This window comes from Moraxella oculi, assembly GCF_023336735.1.
Lineage (GTDB): Bacteria > Pseudomonadota > Gammaproteobacteria > Pseudomonadales > Moraxellaceae > Moraxella > Moraxella oculi.
In genome coordinates this window covers 1-19,237 of the sequence record NZ_JAMBAQ010000005.1, presented here as the reverse complement: position 1 = coordinate 19,237, position 19,237 = coordinate 1, and the positions used below count along the sequence as shown (strand labels likewise).

General features: G+C 42.7%; 20 protein-coding genes. 6 read left to right on the top strand and 14 right to left on the bottom strand.

What is annotated here, in order from left to right; genetic code table 11:
* Positions 1 to 16: 16 nt before the first annotated feature.
* Both rsmA and pncB read right to left on the bottom strand, forming a co-directional pair.
* Positions 17 to 862, bottom strand: a complete 846-nt coding sequence (rsmA, locus tag M2R47_RS03640; RefSeq protein ID WP_249099122.1) for a 16S rRNA (adenine(1518)-N(6)/adenine(1519)-N(6))-dimethyltransferase RsmA — start codon at positions 860 to 862, stop codon at positions 17 to 19.
* Positions 863 to 1,014: 152 nt separating this feature from the next.
* Positions 1,015 to 2,229 carry a nicotinate phosphoribosyltransferase gene (gene pncB / locus M2R47_RS03635; RefSeq protein WP_249099120.1) on the bottom strand — a complete coding sequence of 405 codons (1,215 nt, stop codon included), beginning with the start codon at positions 2,227 to 2,229 and terminating at the stop codon, positions 1,015 to 1,017.
* A gap of 289 nt (positions 2,230 to 2,518) precedes the next feature.
* On the opposite strand from pncB, the gene lipB reads away from it, so the two are divergent.
* The 6 genes from lipB to mnmC1 all read left to right on the top strand — a co-directional run bounded on the left by lipB (position 2,519) and on the right by mnmC1 (position 7,289).
* A complete protein-coding gene (gene lipB, locus M2R47_RS03630; protein ID WP_418001181.1) occupies positions 2,519 to 3,259 on the top strand; it encodes a lipoyl(octanoyl) transferase LipB in 741 nt (246 codons plus the stop codon).
* A gap of 46 nt (positions 3,260 to 3,305) precedes the next feature.
* On the top strand, positions 3,306 to 3,836 hold the full coding sequence (locus tag M2R47_RS03625; protein ID WP_249099117.1) for an inorganic diphosphatase: 531 nt from the start codon (positions 3,306 to 3,308) through the stop codon (positions 3,834 to 3,836).
* A gap of 132 nt (positions 3,837 to 3,968) precedes the next feature.
* Positions 3,969 to 4,580 carry an inner membrane-spanning protein YciB gene (locus tag M2R47_RS03620; RefSeq protein ID WP_249099113.1) on the top strand — a complete coding sequence of 204 codons (612 nt, stop codon included), beginning with the start codon at positions 3,969 to 3,971 and terminating at the stop codon, positions 4,578 to 4,580.
* 36 nt (positions 4,581 to 4,616) lie between these two features.
* Positions 4,617 to 4,919, top strand: coding sequence for a YciI family protein (locus M2R47_RS03615; protein ID WP_249099110.1), 303 nt, complete (start codon positions 4,617 to 4,619; stop codon positions 4,917 to 4,919).
* A complete protein-coding gene (locus tag M2R47_RS03610; protein WP_249099107.1) occupies positions 4,919 to 5,374 on the top strand; it encodes a hypothetical protein in 456 nt (151 codons plus the stop codon). The genes M2R47_RS03615 and M2R47_RS03610 overlap by 1 nt, the downstream gene beginning before the upstream one ends.
* A gap of 10 nt (positions 5,375 to 5,384) precedes the next feature.
* On the top strand, positions 5,385 to 7,289 hold the full coding sequence (gene mnmC1, locus M2R47_RS03605; RefSeq protein ID WP_249099104.1) for an FAD-dependent 5-carboxymethylaminomethyl-2-thiouridine(34) oxidoreductase MnmC1: 1,905 nt from the start codon (positions 5,385 to 5,387) through the stop codon (positions 7,287 to 7,289).
* A 112-nt stretch (positions 7,290 to 7,401) separates the two neighbouring features.
* On the opposite strand, the gene sodA is transcribed toward mnmC1, so the two are convergent.
* From sodA to M2R47_RS03545, 12 genes are all read right to left on the bottom strand, one after another.
* Positions 7,402 to 8,016: a superoxide dismutase [Mn] gene (gene sodA, locus M2R47_RS03600; protein WP_249099101.1), complete on the bottom strand. Its 615-nt coding sequence runs from the start codon at positions 8,014 to 8,016 to the stop codon at positions 7,402 to 7,404.
* A gap of 191 nt (positions 8,017 to 8,207) precedes the next feature.
* Positions 8,208 to 8,828, bottom strand: a complete 621-nt coding sequence (hfq, locus tag M2R47_RS03595) for an RNA chaperone Hfq (RefSeq protein ID WP_249099099.1) — start codon at positions 8,826 to 8,828, stop codon at positions 8,208 to 8,210.
* A 70-nt stretch (positions 8,829 to 8,898) separates the two neighbouring features.
* Complete coding sequence (gene miaA / locus M2R47_RS03590) at positions 8,899 to 9,939, bottom strand: tRNA (adenosine(37)-N6)-dimethylallyltransferase MiaA (RefSeq protein ID WP_249099096.1); 1,041 nt, start codon at positions 9,937 to 9,939, stop codon at positions 8,899 to 8,901.
* Positions 9,932 to 10,360, bottom strand: a complete 429-nt coding sequence (gene tsaE, locus M2R47_RS03585) for a tRNA (adenosine(37)-N6)-threonylcarbamoyltransferase complex ATPase subunit type 1 TsaE (protein ID WP_249099092.1) — start codon at positions 10,358 to 10,360, stop codon at positions 9,932 to 9,934. Before tsaE ends, miaA begins: the two co-directional genes overlap by 8 nt.
* Positions 10,361 to 10,469: 109 nt before the next feature.
* On the bottom strand, positions 10,470 to 11,063 hold the full coding sequence (locus M2R47_RS03580; RefSeq protein ID WP_249099089.1) for a 6-pyruvoyl trahydropterin synthase family protein: 594 nt from the start codon (positions 11,061 to 11,063) through the stop codon (positions 10,470 to 10,472).
* A gap of 267 nt (positions 11,064 to 11,330) precedes the next feature.
* A complete protein-coding gene (locus tag M2R47_RS03575) occupies positions 11,331 to 12,698 on the bottom strand; it encodes a lytic murein transglycosylase (protein ID WP_249099086.1) in 1,368 nt (455 codons plus the stop codon).
* Between the two features lie 122 nt (positions 12,699 to 12,820).
* Entirely contained in the window at positions 12,821 to 14,344 is a 1,524-nt protein-coding gene (purF, locus tag M2R47_RS03570; protein ID WP_249099082.1) for an amidophosphoribosyltransferase, read from the bottom strand.
* A gap of 15 nt (positions 14,345 to 14,359) precedes the next feature.
* Complete coding sequence (locus M2R47_RS03565) at positions 14,360 to 14,887, bottom strand: CvpA family protein (RefSeq protein ID WP_249099079.1); 528 nt, start codon at positions 14,885 to 14,887, stop codon at positions 14,360 to 14,362.
* Entirely contained in the window at positions 14,884 to 15,921 is a 1,038-nt protein-coding gene (locus M2R47_RS03560; protein WP_249099077.1) for a quinone-dependent dihydroorotate dehydrogenase, read from the bottom strand. The genes M2R47_RS03565 and M2R47_RS03560 overlap by 4 nt, the downstream gene beginning before the upstream one ends.
* A 185-nt stretch (positions 15,922 to 16,106) precedes the next feature.
* A complete protein-coding gene (gene ftsY, locus M2R47_RS03555) occupies positions 16,107 to 17,042 on the bottom strand; it encodes a signal recognition particle-docking protein FtsY (protein WP_249099072.1) in 936 nt (311 codons plus the stop codon).
* A gap of 64 nt (positions 17,043 to 17,106) precedes the next feature.
* Positions 17,107 to 17,349 (bottom strand): hypothetical protein, encoded by a 243-nt coding sequence (locus M2R47_RS03550; RefSeq protein WP_249099070.1) that lies wholly within the window; start codon positions 17,347 to 17,349, stop codon positions 17,107 to 17,109.
* Between the two features lie 239 nt (positions 17,350 to 17,588).
* Positions 17,589 to 18,908, bottom strand: a complete 1,320-nt coding sequence (locus tag M2R47_RS03545) for a Na+/H+ antiporter family protein (protein WP_249099067.1) — start codon at positions 18,906 to 18,908, stop codon at positions 17,589 to 17,591.
* Positions 18,909 to 19,237 lie beyond the last annotated feature (329 nt).

Genomic DNA, 19,237 nt, shown 5'->3' with positions numbered 1-19,237 from the left:
ATGATGGCGTTTACAGTTAAGATGATTTACTTAGGGCCAAATCAGACAGACGCACAAAATCCGCCACCGAAAGTGTCTCTGGGCGTGCCTGCGGATTGATGCCAGCTTCAACAAAATCCTCATCGTTCAATTTTGGCAAAATACTCATGCTCTTAAAAATCGCTCGTAATGTTTTGCGTCTGTGATTGAAAGTCTCACGCACGATGGTGGCAAACAACGCCTCATCTTTGGCAGTGATGGGCTTACAGGCATATGGGATTAGGCGAAAGACTGCTGAGGTTACCTTAGGTGGTGGATTGAACGCCCCTTTTGGCACAGTCAAAAGATACTCCGCCATACAATGGTACTGCATGATGACTGACAGTCTTCCATATGCTTTGGTATTCGGCTCTGCAGTGATGCGATCAACAACCTCTTTTTGGAGCATGAAGTGCATGTCGCTGATGACATCGCCAAATTCAAGCAAGCGAAATAAAATCGGCGTGGAAATGTTATAAGGCAAATTCCCCACCACTCGTAACGCCCCTTTACCAATCTCTTGGCTAAGTGCGCGATAATCAATATGCATGGCATTGGCATTGATGATGTTAAAATCAGGATGGCTATTAGCACCAATGTTGATTTTAAGCTGGCTGGCCAAATCGCGATCAAGCTCAATCACCGTCATGCCATCAACCTCTGCCAGTAGCGGCTCAGTCAATGCACCAAGCCCAGGTCCGATTTCTAGCAGATTGTCAGTGCGAGATAAGCAGATGGCATCAACGATTTGGCGAATCACGCCAGTATCATGAAGGAAATTTTGCCCAAAGCGTTTTCTTGGATCGTGGCGGACTTGTTGTGGAGTTTTTGGGAGGTGTCGCATGGTTTTTGATGAGTTAATAATGATGCCCAATCATATCATGATTTTAATCATTTTACCAAAAAGATGTGTCATGAACTCTTCATAAATCAGCATTTACCTTTTTTGATCATTGAATTCAAACCATTGATACGCAATCTTGACTTAATGAAGCATTAGCCATCATTGATTTCAAAGACTTTTCTTAGATATGCCAAATAAGTATCATCATCAATCATCGTCTTACCTGGGCTATCAGAAAGCTTGGCAACAGGCTGCCCATTACACTGCACCAATTTTAGTACAATGTTTAACTGTATCAGCCCCATGTCATTGGTGAGATTTGTACCAATGCCAAAGCCTGTCTTAATGCGTTCTTTAAAATACTGATGTAAATCCCATGCTTTTTCGAGTGTCAGACCATCACTAAAATTTAAAGTCTTGGTTTTTGGATTGATTTTTAGCATGCTGTAATGATTGATTGCCTTATCCCCCCACTCATAGGGGTCGCCAGAATCATGACGCAACCCATCAAACAACTTGGCAAAATACAAATCAAAATCTCTTAAAAATGCGTCCATACCCACCACATCAGTCAATGCTATTCCCAAATCACCACGGTACTCACGCACCCACGCTTCTAACGCCGCTTTTTGACTGTCTCGCAGTCGCACATCCAATGCCTGAAATGCCTGCATGAACTCATGTGCCATCGTCCCAATCGGCGTGATACCCAACTCTTTGGCAAGGTACACATTGCTTGTTCCACGAAAAATGGTTGGTGCTTCTTTGGTGAGTGTACGCACGACATGATAGTGCCATTGCTTAGAAAATCGACGACGAGTGCCAAAATCTGCCACCGCAAAAGGCGGATGATCCAGGTCTGAGCGTTGCAAATCTTGGTAGTGCTTGAGCATTTTAACCTTATCATCAAGGCGTCTTTGCCCTTCTGCAAGCACACAGTCATCATTTAGGCGTTCATAATACAGCTGATTGACAATACAAAGCACAAAAATTTCAAAAAACATCGCCTGAATCATCGGTCCTTCAATGTCAATGGTTAGCAGACCAAGTTCATCAATGGATACTTTAATAAAGCGGCGTTTTAGCTTGAATAATTCTAGATAATCAACAAAGTCAGACTTGATAAATCTCAACCCTCGCAGGTAGTCCAGCTCATCTTGAGTAAAACGAAGTTCGCACAGATGATCTAACTGTATCTCCAATTCATCTTTAATCCAAGCAAGAGGGTAGGCTGTCTGCTCGTGATTGCGACAACGAAATCGATACACGCCATGCGTCTGGGGAAACTGGTGCAACATGGCTTGAAGCATGGTAAATTTATATAAATCATTATCAAGCAGCGAGGTGATGATGGGTAAACTTTGCATGACTTCATCCACTATTTTAATCTAATCATCCAACAAAATTGACTTATCATACCGAAAAATATCAAACTTTGCATTGATTTTAGTCAAATTGTTACAAAAATATGAGAATTTTTCTCAAAACAACGCACCCTGCCACCAACACCACCAACCACCGATGCTCAATACCCACAGAACCACCCCATATCAAATTTTTTATTCAGACTTTTGATCAATAAAAGCAAAAACCCTTTAAAAAACATCTCATATCAAGGTAAAATAACACATCATTATTGACAAACTGATTGATATCATGACCTCACCTACCATCTCATTAAACCTGTCAGAACTCAACCACAAACAGTTATCAACTGATTGTCTGCACACGGTCATTCATGACAATGCTCCATATGACGCCACGCATGAAGCAATGCTATCAAGAATTTTGGCTCGTATTGACACCAAAAAACATGGCAAGGCCACAGCAGATGAACTATGGCTTGTCGAACATGAAGATGTCTACACATTGGGGCAAGCAGGCAAAGAAGAGCACATTTTATACAAAACCAGCACTCCCATCATCAAAACCGATCGCGGCGGTCAAGTTACTTGGCATGGCAAAGGTCAGCTCGTGGTTTACTGGCTATGGGATTTACACGCCCTTGGGCTTGGTGTGCGAGATTTGGTCAGTCATGCCGAACAATCCATTGAAGATATGGTCAATGAATATCTGCCAGACGGATTGACCGCCAGAGCTCGCCGTGATGCCCCTGGCGTATATGTTTATAATCAACATGGCGACATGCTTGGTAAAATTGCAAGCCTAGGTTTTAAAATCAAGCAAGGTTACAGCTATCATGGCATCGCCATCAATTTAAGTTGCGATTTGACTGCTTTTCATGCCATCAATCCTTGTGGTTATGCAGGCATGAATATGGTGAAATTATCCAATTTTGGCTGCTTTGACCCAGATGACACACACACTTTCATTCAAAAGCTTGTCCAAAATATTTCTCAAAGACATCAAGGAGTAATTGCACTTAGAGCGATTTAATATTACAATGAGCTGTTTTATTGTTAGTTTTTAAACGGAGCATATTATGGCAGATTTTAACCAAATTTTAGACGCAGGCGATGTTGAGGGCGGCATCATTAATGTCGTTGTTGAGATTCCAGCAGGGTCAAATCATAAGATTGAATGGAATCGTGAACTGGCATGCTTTGAGCTTGACCGTGTTGAACCCATTGTCTTTGCCAAACCCTGCAACTACGGCTTCATTCCACAAACTCTGGATGAAGATGGTGATGAACTTGATGCGTTAATCATCACAGACCAGCCTTTAACCACAGGCATTTTCTTAAAAGCTAAAGTGCTGGGCGTGATGAAATTTATCGATGATGGTGAAGTAGATGATAAAATCATCGTCGTGCCAGCTGACGACCGCAACCATGGTAATGCGTATGCGTCACTAGACGACTTACCAGAGCAACTCATCAAACAACTTGAATTTCACTTCAATCATTACAAGGATTTGAAAAAAGCTGGCACCACGAAAGTTGAGGGATTTTTTGACATTCAAACTGCCAAGGAAGTCATCATTGAGAGTCAAAAACGCTGGAATGACAAGTAATCACTCATTATCATACCAAAAAATAGCTCAATCTTGGGCTATTTTTTATTTTAGGAGGCATTTGGGTAAATTTAGGTTTTATTTTTGGTCATTTTATTTTAAACTATATCTTTTATCATTGACTCGCCATTCATGAAAGCTTTATTTGATTACATTCCGCTGATTGTCTTTTTCTATTTATACAAAACCACCGATCAAAACAACCCTCACCACCCCTTACTTGATGTATTTGGTTTGACAGGCACGACGACGAATAATCACATCATTGTTGCGACTTTGGGTTTGAGCCTAGCAACGCTGATTGTGTATGGATTTTTATTCGTTAGCCAAAAATTTCGTCTGGAAAAACAGCAGATTTTTGTATTGCTGATGACGGTAATTTTTGGGGGACTGACCTTGGCATTACGAGATGATTTTTATATTCGCTTAAAGGCGGTTTTGATCAATTTGGGGTTTGCTGGCGGATTGGCATTATCTCCCTTATTTTTAAACCAACAATCCGCCATTCAAAAAATGCTTTCACCCATCTTTCAGCTATCATCAGCAGGCTGGAAAAAGTTGCATTGGGCATGGGTGGGTCTTTTTACCCTAATGGCAGGTCTGCATGCTTTTTTTGCTTTTGTATTCATGAACGGAAAATACTGGGGAGAGTTCACCGCTTTTGGCGACATGATTGTCATGCTGATCTTTATGATGGGTATGTTTTATGCCTTAAGAAAAAACATTCGCTCAGATGCACAATAACACCTCATTTTATGATCAATTCAGGAGAGAAAAGTCATGCCCCTATTCGCCATCATCGGTCATGATGTCGCAGACAGCACAGCCAAACGAGCCATGATTCGCCCCGCACACATTGAACGCTTAGCCAAACTTCACGATGAAAAACGACTCATCATCGCAGGCCCAACCCCCATTGAACATGGTGAATCCGCCATGAGTGGCAGTCTGATCATTGCACATTTTGATGATTTAAAGCACGCTTTGGCATGGGCAGATAAAGAACCCTATCTCCATGGCGGCGTGTACAGTCATGTGGAGGTCAAACCTTTCATTCAAGCCCTGCCAAAAGTAGATTTATAATGAAAAAACACACTGCATCATTTTTTTTACTGACCTGTCTGTCTGTGGCATCATCTGCATTTGCCAACACGCCAACTCCAATCACCGAAAAGACAGCAGCTTTTACCAATCAAACCATCATCACCAATCCTGCCGATGCCCAAAGTGATGGTCAGCATTCATCGCAATTTCAACACGATGCTTTGAGCATCTCGGAAGATGCTCACACACCCAGCATTGAAGAAATAGCCGCCCCAAAAGACAATGCGTTATCACTTGCCAATGCCGAACTTTTAGTCAAAAATGCTGAATTGGAGCGTCGCATCAACGATTTGACCACCCAAGTGAATGTTTTGACTAATGAACGCAGTGGTCAGCTATTTTTATATGGTGCGATTACCGTACTTGTTACCATCGGTCTGTGCGTATTGGCAGGCACCCTCATTTCCATGCGTAATCAGCGTAGCCGTTGGTAGCCAAACACTCATGAAAATACAGCATGCTTCCTTAGACTGGAAAATTGACCACTTAGGCAACACCGTCCCCATCTCAAATCATTTTGATGATGTGTATTTTTCCCATGCAGGCGGTCTTGACGAAAGCCATCATGTCTTTGTGGAGGGTAATCAGCTGACCCACAGATTTGGCACTTTGTCCGAATGTCAAACCTTTGTTGTGGCAGAGACTGGCTTTGGCACAGGGCTGAATTTTCTTGCTACTTATCAACTTTGGTACAAGCTGAAAAGTCAAGGTAATTTAGCCACTGGTGTACGCCTACACTTCATCAGTACCGAGAAATTTCCATTGAGTCGCTCTGATCTGATAAAAGCACTTAAAGCATGGCAGCACAGTCATGATGATGGCATATCCACAGCCATCAAATCACTCATTAACAACTACCCCCTACCCTTAGCAGGCTGCCATCGGATCCATGTGTGTGATGATGTGATGCTTGATTTATGGCTTGGTGATGCTTTGGACAGTTTTCAAAGCATGCATCAAGCAAATCAAACACAACATCACACCACCTTTGGCGTTAACGCATGGTTTTTAGATGGATTTGCTCCCAGTAAGAATGATGATCTTTGGTCAAACGAGTTGTTTGAACTCATCAAACTGTTGTCAGCACACGATGCCACACTTGCCACTTTTACCGCCGCAGGATTTGTGCGTCGTGGTTTGCAGGCAGTAGGATTTAACATGACCAAAAATAAAGGTTTTGGTCGAAAGCGTGAGATGCTCACAGGTAAGCTCTCAATGACGCAAGCACCATGTCCCAGCCACACCCCCAAACACATTGCTGTGATTGGCGCAGGCGTGTCTGGGCTATGTATTGCCCATGCTTTGGCTTGCCGTGGCATCAAAGTAACATTGCTTGATAAGCACACGCCACCATCAGGAGCATCAGGCAACCCCTGTGCCATGTTTGCCCCAAAGCTATCAGCGTTTGAACAAGCAGATCATCATCTATCAACCGTTGCTTTTTTATATGCGGCAAGATTTTATGAAAGACTTAACAGTGATGGCGATTTGTACGATTGCTCTGGCGCATTAGACTTTTTATTACCCACCAAAAAAAGCCATGATAAGCTTAGTACCATGATTGCTCCTTATCCTAACGAGCTGATTCATGAAATCTCCGCCATCTACCCCAACCAGATCATTCACACATACATTCCCAAGGCAGGGTTGATTTTTCCAAAAAATCTGGCAAAAGCCATACTCAAGCATTCTTTAATCTCATTCAGGCAGTTTTCTGCACACACCGTGATTGAACATGCTGATGGCGTGAAGATTGTTGGCGATTGTGGTGAGTTGAATGCTGATAAAGTCATCATCTCATCAGGTCATGAAAGTCATCTACTCACCCCTAAGCTGTTCAACCCACGCAAAATTCGTGGACAAGTCTCATGGTTATCAGTAAATGATGATATCTATTCTAAATTGCCCACGCATCCGATCAAGTACGATGGCTATTGTGCCAAATACAATCACGAATCTGGCAAAAGCTTTCTGATTGGTGCCAGCTTTGTACGCAACTGCACCGACACCAAAATCAGTCTGGTTGAACATCAATTCAACCTTGATAAATTAGCAAACAACCTGCCAGCCATCGCCGATCTCATCAAACCAGCCATCGCCGATCTACAAGGTCGTGCCAGCATTCGTGCCCAAACGCCTGATTATCACCCCATCGTTGGGCAAATTGATCAGCATTCATATGCCATGTATGGTATGGGCTCAAAAGGTTTTACTTTCGCACCTTTTTGTGCAGAAATTTTGGCGGCAATGATTACCCATGAGATGTTACCTGCCAGTCATGAATTGCTTAAAAAAATTGAACCAAACCGCCCAAGACTTGCCAATCCAATCACAGATCATGAGATTTAGCCGCATCATTTCCAGCAATCATCATTGCGATTGAAAAATGATTAAAAAACACACTTAAAGCATGAATGCTCTAAGTGTGTCAATGATGATCCAACCCATCATCTAGGATGCATTAGGCATTTTCAAAGCGTTTTTGTGCTTCGTCCCAGTTCACTACCGACCAGAATGCCTTAATGTAGTCTGGGCGTTTGTTTTGGTATTTTAGGTAGTAGGCATGCTCCCACACATCAAGACCGATGATGGGTGTGCCTTCACAACCTGCCACATCTTTACCCATCAATGGGCTATCTTGGTTGGCAGTAGAAACCACAGCAAGCTTATCACCTTGTTTAACAAGCCATGCCCAACCAGAACCAAAACGAGTCTGTGCAGCTTTTTCAAACTGCTCTTGGAATGCTTCCACCGAACCAAAATCACGGATGATGGCGTCTTTTAAAGAACCTTGTAGCTGAGTACCAGTCTTTAAGATTGTCCAAAACAGACTATGGTTGGCATGACCGCCAGCGTTATTACGCACCGCAGTTTGTTTGTCAGCATCAATTTTATCAAGGTTGGCAATCACTTCTTCTGCTGATTTACCTTCCCATTGAGTGCCTTCAAGTGCAGCATTGGCGTTATTGACATACGCTTGATGATGTCTGCTGTGGTGGATTTCCATGGTTTCTTTATCAAAATGTGGCTCTAATGCATCGTAAGCGTAGCCAAGCTCTGGTAGTGTAAATGCCATGACGGTATTCCTTTGTTGAATGAATTGAGTGATGTGTGTCAATAATTTTTTGACCACCATGAACAATATAAGGGCTTGCGTGAATAAAATCAAGTCAAAAACAGAAGTTTTCCAAGATCAATGACACACGAAGCCAAAAAACCACCGAATACATCGATGGTTTTTGACATGATGGATAAAAAATTTAGCAATCAGCCATTAAACTCATCATCGCCAAATTTTTCATCAAAATCTTTATCATCAAAACCGCCAAAATTACGAGTTTCTTTCTTATCCTTTTTTTCAAAGGTTTTACCATCGAAACCACGCTCATCAAATGCACTACGATCAAAACCCCGATCAAAGCCTTGACCCATACCACGATCAAAACCCTGATTCATGCCACCACCTTGTGGATAGCCACCACGGTCAAAACCACCACGAGTACCGAAATTCTCATTCGGAGGCGTGCGTGTGAATCCACCCAAAGGACGAGAACCGAAGCCAGTATTAACATTGCGATCGAAGCCTGCGTTGTTGGTAGATTGATAATTGCTTGAAGACATGACTCCCAATGGCGGTGTGGCATAGCCCATCTGTGCACCAGAGACAGAGACACCGTCAGTGCGTGGGTTACGAGTAGGGACGACAGTTGAAATGGCATGCTTATAAACCATTTGGCTGACCGTATTCTTCAATAAAACAACATATTGGTCAAAAGACTCAATTTGACCTTGCAGTTTGATGCCGTTAACTAAGAAAATGGACACAGGGATGCGGTCTTTACGCAATGCATTTAAAAATGGGTCTTGCAAACTTTGCCCTTTTGACATAAAAATTCTCCAAAAACCAAACTGATGAAAACTCACAGTTTAAAAACACAACGCATGAGCAAGGTGATTTTTATAATAACTGCTCTTGTACTTCTTGTATGCTAGAAAATGGTAAAATCAATGATGATTCACCACCAAGGCGAGCAAGGCTACGCTGCCAAGTAGATTGGCGCTTCGCTAACTGCCTTGTTGCATATAATGCCTTATTTTTCATGTCTTGGCAAGACATTGGCATGACATTTGATGGGTCTTTTTGTAAATTTTTAGCAAATTGTTGCCAAACTGGAGAAATATCCATCAATTCATGACCTGACATACCCAAAAACTCCAAGACCTGCCTATAACCCACACACCGCATGGAAGGCATATCAGGTGCTAATGTTGGGTATTTTTTTAGCAATTCAATCACCTCATTCACCAAGCCCAACTCCCACATCATATCAAGTCTTTTTGAGATACGCTCATGCAACCAAGCTCGTTGCGGCTCAACGGATAATGTTATCCAGTAATGATTTGGGTTATGACTCAAAGCAATTTTAGGAGTGTCCTGCCAAACACTCATCGGTATGCCAGTTTGTTGATGCACCTCCACCGCACGGGTGATACGCTGCGTATCACAGATGGTCAATCGCTGGCAGATTTTTGGGTCGTATGCTTGTAAGTAAGCATACAAATCCGCAATGCCCTTTTCATTAAGCCAGTCTTTGACCTGTTGGCGAATGGCGGAACTTGTTTCAGGCACAGCAGATAGCCCATCAAGCAATGCCATATAATACATCATCGTTCCTCCCACAAGTAGTGGAATGCGTCCATTTTGATGGATTTGATGAATGAGCGTCTCTATCGCAGCGACGAAATTGGCAACACTGTAAGTCATTGTAGGCTTGATGATATTCACCAAATGATGTGGGAAGCGAGCCAATTCCTCAACTGTGGGCTTTGCCGTGCCTATATCCATGTCTTGATAAACAAGAGCAGAATCCACCGAAATCAACTCAAACCTTCCTGTATCATATAGCTTACATGCTAGGTCAGTTTTACCACTGGCGGTCGGAGCAATGAGTGATAAAACAGCATGATCAGGAATGTTTTTATAATATAATTTATTCAATATCAATTCCTTGAATTGTAACCAGCCTGTCATCACCCGCCATTTTTTTGATATCAATCAATATGTCAGGCTTGGGCAATAGGCACTCTGCACGACTCGCCCATTCTATGATGATCAGCGAATCCTGCTCATCAAAATACTCAAAAAAACCCATAAGTTCCAGCTCTTCTGGATCATGCAGACGATATAAATCAGAGTGATAAACAGGCTTGTCATTGATGACATAAGGCTCAACCAAGGTAAAAGTAGGGCTTTTGACCGCACCCACATGCCCTAATGCCTGCAAAAAATACCGAGTAAAAGTCGTTTTTCCTGCACCAAGATCCCCTGACAGCCAAATACTACCAACAGGCTTTAGATCGGCAATCTTTTGAGCAAGAATCGCCGTATCAGATTGAGAATGCAGCATCAGGGTTTTCATGACCTACTCCAACAGACGACATTGTTATTATTTTTTCTTAGATGGCAAGTAAAATGTATGGTCATGGGCATCATACATCACTTATTGATAGATGATTGAAGTAGCATCATCACTTAACTTGAATCTCAACTTTTGGATTATAAAAAATCTCACCTTGTTTTAATTTATCAAACAATGATGGATCTCCCCATTGTTGTTTAACATCATCGCTAAACTCAAAATCATTCAAATCCAATAGTCCCATTTGTGGATTGATGACATCTTCATAAAAACATTGGGCATAGCCTGTGGCTGTTTCATGAACGATGACCGAATAAACCGAAACGCCCTGTTCTCCATTGTTCATTTGGGTCTGTTTTAAAATCTCACTTGCCCAAAAAAAGATGACTCGGCTAAATTGCTCAGCAGAGGGTGAAACAGGCAAACTTACCCAACGGTGTGAAAATTCTTTACACGCACGAATGTAATTAGAATCGTCTTTATTCCAAAAGGCGATGGCATGATCAAAACTGTCTATGATGTCTTTGATGTTGCCCTTTAATAATCCGAAATCATAGACCATTTGTCCATGATCAAGGGCGTTGGCTTCCAAAATCAACTCAACTTGATAACTGTGTCCATGAATGGAATATTTACAGCGATCAGATGAACAATTGCGGACAATATGAGCATTCTCAAATTTGAAAACTTTACGGATACGCATGGCGGTCTATTGCACTTTGAATGATGAGTATGGCTTTTTATTATAACATATTTTTATTGATGATGGCGTAATCAGCACAGCACGCCATCATCACAGATTACTCACATCCATCTTATCGCAATAATGTGTTGATGATCACACCTCAAGGTACTCAGTTTGGCAAATTTTGTGAATACCCCAGATTTTTTTGTGAATTAGCATGTCTATCACACACCTAAAAAATTTTAGGTTAGCCACATGCATGAATGACAGACTTAGTCATCAGTTTTACCAAATCAAATCCTTAGTACTATACTGACTGATGAAGCCGTCAGGAATGCGACCATTCGCCGATTGCCATCGAGCAAACGCACGGCGAGTGTTTGCACCTACCACACCATCTACACCACCTGCGTCAAATCCTTGCTCATTGAGCTTGTTTTGCAAACGCTCAACTTGACTGCGAGACAGTGGCCGTTCGTGCGTTGGCCAACTTGCCACCAACCCTCCATTACCAGACAGACGCTTGGCCAGTAATGACACCCCAAGCGCATAGCTGGTTGAGTTATTATAAACCCGAATCACCTCAAAATTTGGCGTCAGTAATAACGCCGGTCCGTTAATGCCAGCAGGCAACCAAAGTTCTGCAAGCACAGAACCACCAAAATCTTCTGCCACCACCGAACTCAATCCAAGATTTCGCCAAGTATCTAAGGTTTGTTTGGTATTCAACAACTCATAATTAAAGTTATTAGGCAAACGAATCTCATAATAAGGAGCAAGACCAGCAATCCAGCCTGCATTCTTCAAATAACTGGCGGTAGAATTAAGCGCATCTCCAACACTCCAAGGGTTGATATGACCATCACCATTGCCATCCAAACCCTCTTTCACCCAAGTGCTTGGAATGAATTGTGTATGCCCCATGCCACCTGCCCACGAACCTTTAAATTGCGAAGATTCAACATCACCACGATTGAGCATGTGTAACATGGCAAACAACTGATTTTCAGCAAATTCACGGCGGCGACCATCATAAGCAAGGGTGGATAAGGCACTCACCAAATCCGTATTGCCAGTCGCTGCTCCAAAAGATGACTCCATACCCCAAATCGCCGCAACGATTTGCTTTGGAACGCCGTATGTCAATTCGGCATGATTAAAAGTCGTCGGATATTGAGCAAGTTTGGCACGACCTTGATTGACACGACTGGCAGATGCTGCAGAGCTGACATACTCCCAAGGCATTTTGGTAAATTCTGCCTGAGAGCGATCCAGATCGACAATGCGTTGATTAAAATTAGCACCGTCCATCAGTGCATGCACCATATTTGCCCCATAACCTTTAGCAATCGCACGATGGATAAAATCCTCTTTCCAATCATTGAAGGTAATGGGATGCTCTGCCACAGCCTTGGGGGTGATTGGTTGATGGGTAGGACGATCATCAATGACATGACTTTCGATTTTAGGGGTTGGTTGTGCTTTCTGAACTTGGGCAATCGGCTGGCTTGATGCCCAAGATGAAGCATTGCCCTGAATCACTGTGATGGTTTTTTGTATAGGGGTGTGATTGCTGGTATTGGTACAGGCAGTCAGCAATGATAAGGATAAGACAGATAGGCTTAAAGCAAGTTTTTGATGAGATGATTTCATAATACACTACATAAAAATGATCACAGTTTGAATAAAAATCAAGTAATATCAGGGTGATGATTATCAGCGGATACATGAATAAATCAGCCTTCATCAGATGACTGATTGCTATCATCATGCTCTTAAACACCCGTGACACCCGTCATGTCCACTGGTGTATCAACAACCGTTACGGTTTTATTTTTAGCGGCATCGTTGCGTCTGGCTTGCAGTGCCTCCAAATAAGCATCATCAATGCCCCCTGCCACATAACGACCATCAAATACCGAACAGTCAAACTCACTGACCTTACTGTACTTAGTATTATTCACCGCCTCAATCAAATCCTCCAAATCTTGGAAAATCAGACGATCTGCACCGATGATTTGACGCACCTCTTCAACCGTACGATTTGATGAAATCAGCTCACTGCGAGACGGCATGTCAATACCGTAAACATTGGGGAATTTGACCTCAGGTGCTGCCGAAGCAAAAAACACATTCTTAGCACCTGCATCTCTTGCCATTTGAATGATTTCATGACAAGTCGTACCACGCACGATTGAATCATCAACCAGCAGGACATTTTTATTTTTAAATTCTAGTGGTATGGCGTTTAATTTTTGGCGGACGCTTTTTTTACGCTGTCCTTGCCCAGGCATGATGAAGGTGCGACCAATATATCGATTCTTATTAAAGCCTTCACGATATTTGACATTTAAATGCGTGGCAAGCTCTAAGGCTGAATTGCGTGAAGTGTCTGGAATTGGAATCACCACATCAATTCCGTGATCTTCACCCCATTCACGCACGATTTTTTGTGCAAGCTTCTCCCCCATACGCATGCGTGCTTTATATACCGAAATGTTATCAATGATTGAATCAGGGCGGGCAAAATACACATACTCAAAAATACAAGGAGTATGCTTGACGACATCAGCACATTGCTTGGCATGAATGTTGTGTGACAAATCAATGAAAATCGCCTCACCTGGTGCGATGTCTCGAACAATCTCAAAGCCAAGTGCTTGAATCACTACCGACTCAGATGCCACCACATATTCCACACCATCGTCGGTCATACGCTGCCCATAGATGAGTGGACGAATGCCATTTGGATCACGAAAGGCAAGCAGACCATGCCCTGCGATGATGGCCACCACACCATACGCCCCTTCACAGCGTTGATAGACTGCTTGCAAGGCATGAAAAATGTCATTTGGTTCCAAGTTCGCCTTGGGAGATTTTTGGAGTTCATTGGCAAGTACATTGAGTAGCACTTCTGAATCTGAGTCGGTGTTAAGATGACGATGATCGTTTTCAAACAGCTCTTTGGCAATCTTATCAGCATTGGTCAAGTTGCCATTATGTGCCAACGCAATACCATAAGGTGAATTGACATATAAAGGCTGTGCTTCGGCAGTGCTTGATGTGCCTGCGGTTGGATAACGAACATGACCAATACCAAAGTCTCCTACCAAACGCACCATATGCTTGTTTAAAAAGACATCACGAACCATGCCATTGTCTTTTCGAAGGTATAGCCTATCATCCTTTAAGGTAACAATCCCTGCCGCATCTTGTCCACGGTGTTGTAGCATGGTTAAGCCATCATACAACATTTGATTGACAGGTTCATGAGCTACGATGCCAATTACACCACACATAATTCACTCCAAAGATTAAGATTGGTAAGGGTTTTGAATTTGTTGCCAAGACTCGCCAAGCACCTGTTGCAGTAACTGCATGGCAATGGGAGCAAGCGGCAGTAGATTTTGTGCCAAAATAGACGAGTGCCAATCTGGCAGATGCACCAGTAAGGGAGATGCGATGCTAAGGAAAATCAAAACTTTGATAAGACCTGTGATGGCTCCTAGCACACCTCCCAACATACGGTCAAAAATTCCTAACTTTAAGGTTTTAAACACCCCTGATAATAATGACGCTGTCGCCTGTACCGACATCATCACAATAAGCACCACCACCAAAAATGCCACAGCGGTTTGTAAAACAGGGTTGATGATAAGTCCTGAAAGCCAAGGAGCGACCAAATTGGTCATCTGCGATGCGATTATTAACGCCAAAAACCATGAAAGAAACGATGCCACCGTTTTAATCAAGCCTGTCCCAAAACCACGCCACAACCCAAAAAACACCACAATGATGATCAGCATGTCCAGCCAAGTCATCGCTTCAAATAATGGATTCATACAATCAAATGATGCTCTTGATGCTCTGCAATCGCTTGCACACAGTCAGTGATGAGCGTTGGGCCTTTATAAATCAACCCGGAATACAGTTGCACAGCTTTAGCACCTGCCTTAAATTTTTTAACAGCAAGCGCACCTTCATCAATACCACCCACACCGATCAGATCCACCTTATCCATCAGACGATCGTGAAACATGGATAGAATTTGAGTACTCATATGACTGACAGGACGGCCAGATAAACCACCCTGTTCATCAGCATGCGGGTAATCCTCAACCCCCACACGAGATAGCGTGGTATTGGTGGCGATCAGCCCATCTATGTCAAACGCCAAAACGGTGTGTGCAATCTCATCTACTTGAGACTCATCCAAATCTGGAGCGATTTTTAAGGCAAGTGGAACATAAAAGCCATACTCATTGGCCAGTCGTGTGTGGCAAGTTTTGATGCCATCAAGCAATGATGACAAAGCATCGCCACCTTGCAGAGTGCGTAGATTTTTAGTGTTTGGGCTTGAGATATTGATGGTGATATAGCTGGCATAAGGATACACACGCTCTAAGCAATACACATAATCATCAAGTGCATTTTCCACAGGTGTGATGGCATTTTTACCAATATTGATGCCCAGCACGCCTTGATATTTGGCACGCTCAATATTGGCAATCATCTGATCCACACCATCATTATTAAAACCCATGCGATTGATGATACCACCAGCTTGAGTGATACGAAACAGTCGTGGCTTATCATTGCCTGATTGGGGGCGTGGGGTAACCGTACCAACCTCCAAAAAACCAAAGCCAAGCTCACTCATCGCATCAATATGCGACCCATTTTTATCAAGACCTGCCGCCAAGCCAACAGGATTTAAAAGGTGAATGCCCATGCATGTTGTCGGTAAAGACTGTCTGGCATGGCCAAATTCTAATAGTTTTGCCTTATGTGCTTTTTCAAGCAGTTTTAGGGTAAATTCATGCGCACGCTCTGGCTCCATGTTAAACAGCAATGGACGAAGTAACGCATACGACATAAAAACCCCCAAAAAAAATTAAGCAACAAAAAACTAGCTTATTATAACATAATTGACCATCTAAGGTATATGCCCAAGCGGCTTAATGGAGAATTTTTGTCATGTTTTTGACTCATGGCATGACTTATGCAGGCACCATCATGAATCCTAGCGACTGATACGAATGACTTTGCTAGGTTGAAAGCTTAATGATCTTCATCAAACAACGCTTCGACAAATTCATGTGGGTCAAAAGATTGCAAATCATCAATACCCTCGCCAACGCCAATGTATCGGATTGGTACAGCAGTGTTTTGAGCAACATTAAATACCACGCCACCTTTAGCCGTACCATCAAGCTTGGTAATGCTGATACCAGTCAATGGCACAGCCTCTGAAAATATCTTTACTTGATTGATGGCGTTTTGACCAGTACCAGCATCCAGCACGATCATTGTTTCGTGAGGTGCGGTTTCATCGGCCTTTTTCATGACACGAACGACTTTTTCAAGCTCATTCATCAAATGAGTTTTGTTCTGCAACCGTCCTGCCGTATCTGCAATCAAAACATCAATGCCGCGCGCCTTAGCAGATTGCATGGCATCAAAGATGACTGATGCACTGTCTGAACCGTGCCCTTGTGCCACCACAGGAATGCCATTGCGTTCACCCCAAATTTGTAATTGCTCGGTTGCTGCCGCACGGAAAGTATCGCCTGCTGCCAGCATGACAGATTTTCCCTCACCTTGCAGTCTTTTAGCAAGCTTGCCGATGGTTGTTGTCTTACCAACACCATTAACCCCAACCATCAAAATGACGAATGGTTTTTTGGTCGTATCAACATACAAAGGGTGTACCTTGGGTGCTAAGATGTCAACCAACTCTTTTTTTAGTGCCTTGTACAGAGAATGAGAATAGATCAAATCACCACGAGCGGTCTGCTCCGTCAAGTTTTTAATGATGCGATTGGTGGCGTCCACCCCAATATCTGCAACCAACAGTTGATCCTCAACCTCTTCAAGCAACTCATCGTCAATTTCTTTACCGCCCACCAATACATTCATTAGCCCTTCGGTCAAATTTTTACCAGATTTTGACAACCCTTGCTTCATGCGGCTAAACCAGCCTTGATGCTCACTCATTACTTACTCACAGTTCATTGTTAATTTAACAGCTCATTCATATTATTCGTACACAATCACACCACTAGACTAATGGCATGATGGGCACAACCGTCTCTTGATCATTTTTGTCAATGATTTGATGACTGGCATTTTGTTCATCATCGGCAAGCATCGGTTCGGTTACTATTGGCATGAAACTCTCTTGATTTTCTAATGCCTCATCTTGCACTCTGTTTGCCGATGTATCGACCTCTGTATTCACAGCTTTTATAGACATGATAAAATTGTCAGACCGAGTGTTATTTTTACTGTCATCGCCATTCATGCTCACACCCTCTTTTATGTTGGTTCATTATAGCACACCTTAGCACCGCACCCAAGTTACGCCAATTCATGAGTCATCAAAGCGTAAACATGCGATGAGCTTTTACCATCAAGCCCTCGATTAATTCATCATCTAAATGAGGTCAATTTCATTCATTTCAATGGCAAATACAATCTTTAGCCCCACAAAAAACAAAGGCAGCTTAAAGACTGCCTTTGACCATTTGACCCAGCAACCAATCACAATACCATCGCCGCAATCCAGCCGAAAATGATGAGTGGAATGTTGTAATGAATGAATGTTGGAATGACCGAATCTTTGATATGATCATGCTGACCATCAATATTAAGCCCCATGGTAGGTCCTAAGGTTGAATCAGATGCAGGCGAACCAGCATCACCCAATACGCCTGCAGTAGCAATTAACGCAATCGTTGCAGACATGCTAAAGCCCAAAGCAGCACACAAAGGAACATAAATTGCCGCTAGAATCGGTACTGTTGAAAAGGACGAACCAATACCAAGAGTAACCACCAAACCAATAACAAGCATGACAAACGCTGCCAAGCCTTTATTACCGCCAAATAAAGACATGGCACCATTGACCAATGAGTCTATTTGACCTGTGGTCTTAATCACCTCGGCAAAGCCCTGTGCACTGATCATGATCAATCCAATCATTGCCATCATTTTGATGCCATCATTGAAAACATGATCAGCCTCGTGCCATTTCACCACACCAGACGCCATGAATATGGCAAACCCTGCAATCGAACCCATCAATAGCGAATCTGTATACAACTGCACCAAAAACGCCACCACAATCGCCACCAGTGCCACCGTGGTGCGGTAAGGACTGGAAGTATCAGCAGCAGCTTGAGTATCGGTATTGTGCGTTGAGATGCTTTGATAGGTTCTTGGTTTGCGATAGCTCACAAAAATAGCAATCAACAATCCAAGCAACATTCCAAAGGCAGGGATTGCCATGACACGCATGATTGACACATCTGCGGTATCCATGCCAGCATCATTGATGTTTTTTAAGATGATTTGATTTAAAAAGATGTCGCCAAAACCATAAGGTAAGAACATGTAGGCATTAACCAAACCAAAAGTAATCAAACACGCCACCAATCTTCTGTCCACCTGTAAGCGATTTAATAGCACCAATAATGGCGGAATGATCAGTGGAATGAATGCAATGTGAATCGGAATGAGATTTTGGCTAAAAATCGCCATCAAGCCAATCATCCCAAACAGCATCCATTTAACCGCATGACTGGCTGATGCTTGATTAAGACGCAAGGTCATCTTATCAGCCAAAAATTTCGGTGCTCCAGAATGTGCGATCGCCATGGCAAATGCACCCAAAATGGCATAAGACAAAGCGATTTGAGCACCATTTTTCAAGCCGTCTTGAAATGCTGTCAATGTGTCAGCCACAGACAGGCCAGCAATCAGACCACCCATCATCGCACCAATAATAAGACTGAGTATCACATGCACACGAGCCAAGGACAGGCCCACCATGATGATGACTGCAATAAGTACTGCATTCATGATTATTTCCAAAAAGTAACAAAAGATGTGTTATTATATCTTATTTTGTATTAAAATTTATACATAAAAATACAAAAATACCCCATATGACAACAAATATTTCATTCAATCGGCAAGACCCATCTAAGAATGTGAGAAACTCAGTATCTTAACTACTTTTTAGCAATTTTTATCTTTCAACATCAACGCCAGTATTTGAGCATCATTACTCACACATGTTGCCCCCACATAAAAAACACCCCAAAAGCCATCAGTCTTTTAGGGTGCGGTTTGATGTTAACGCATCACAGTGAATCAGTGTGATTGATTTTCTACAATCCCATAACCAT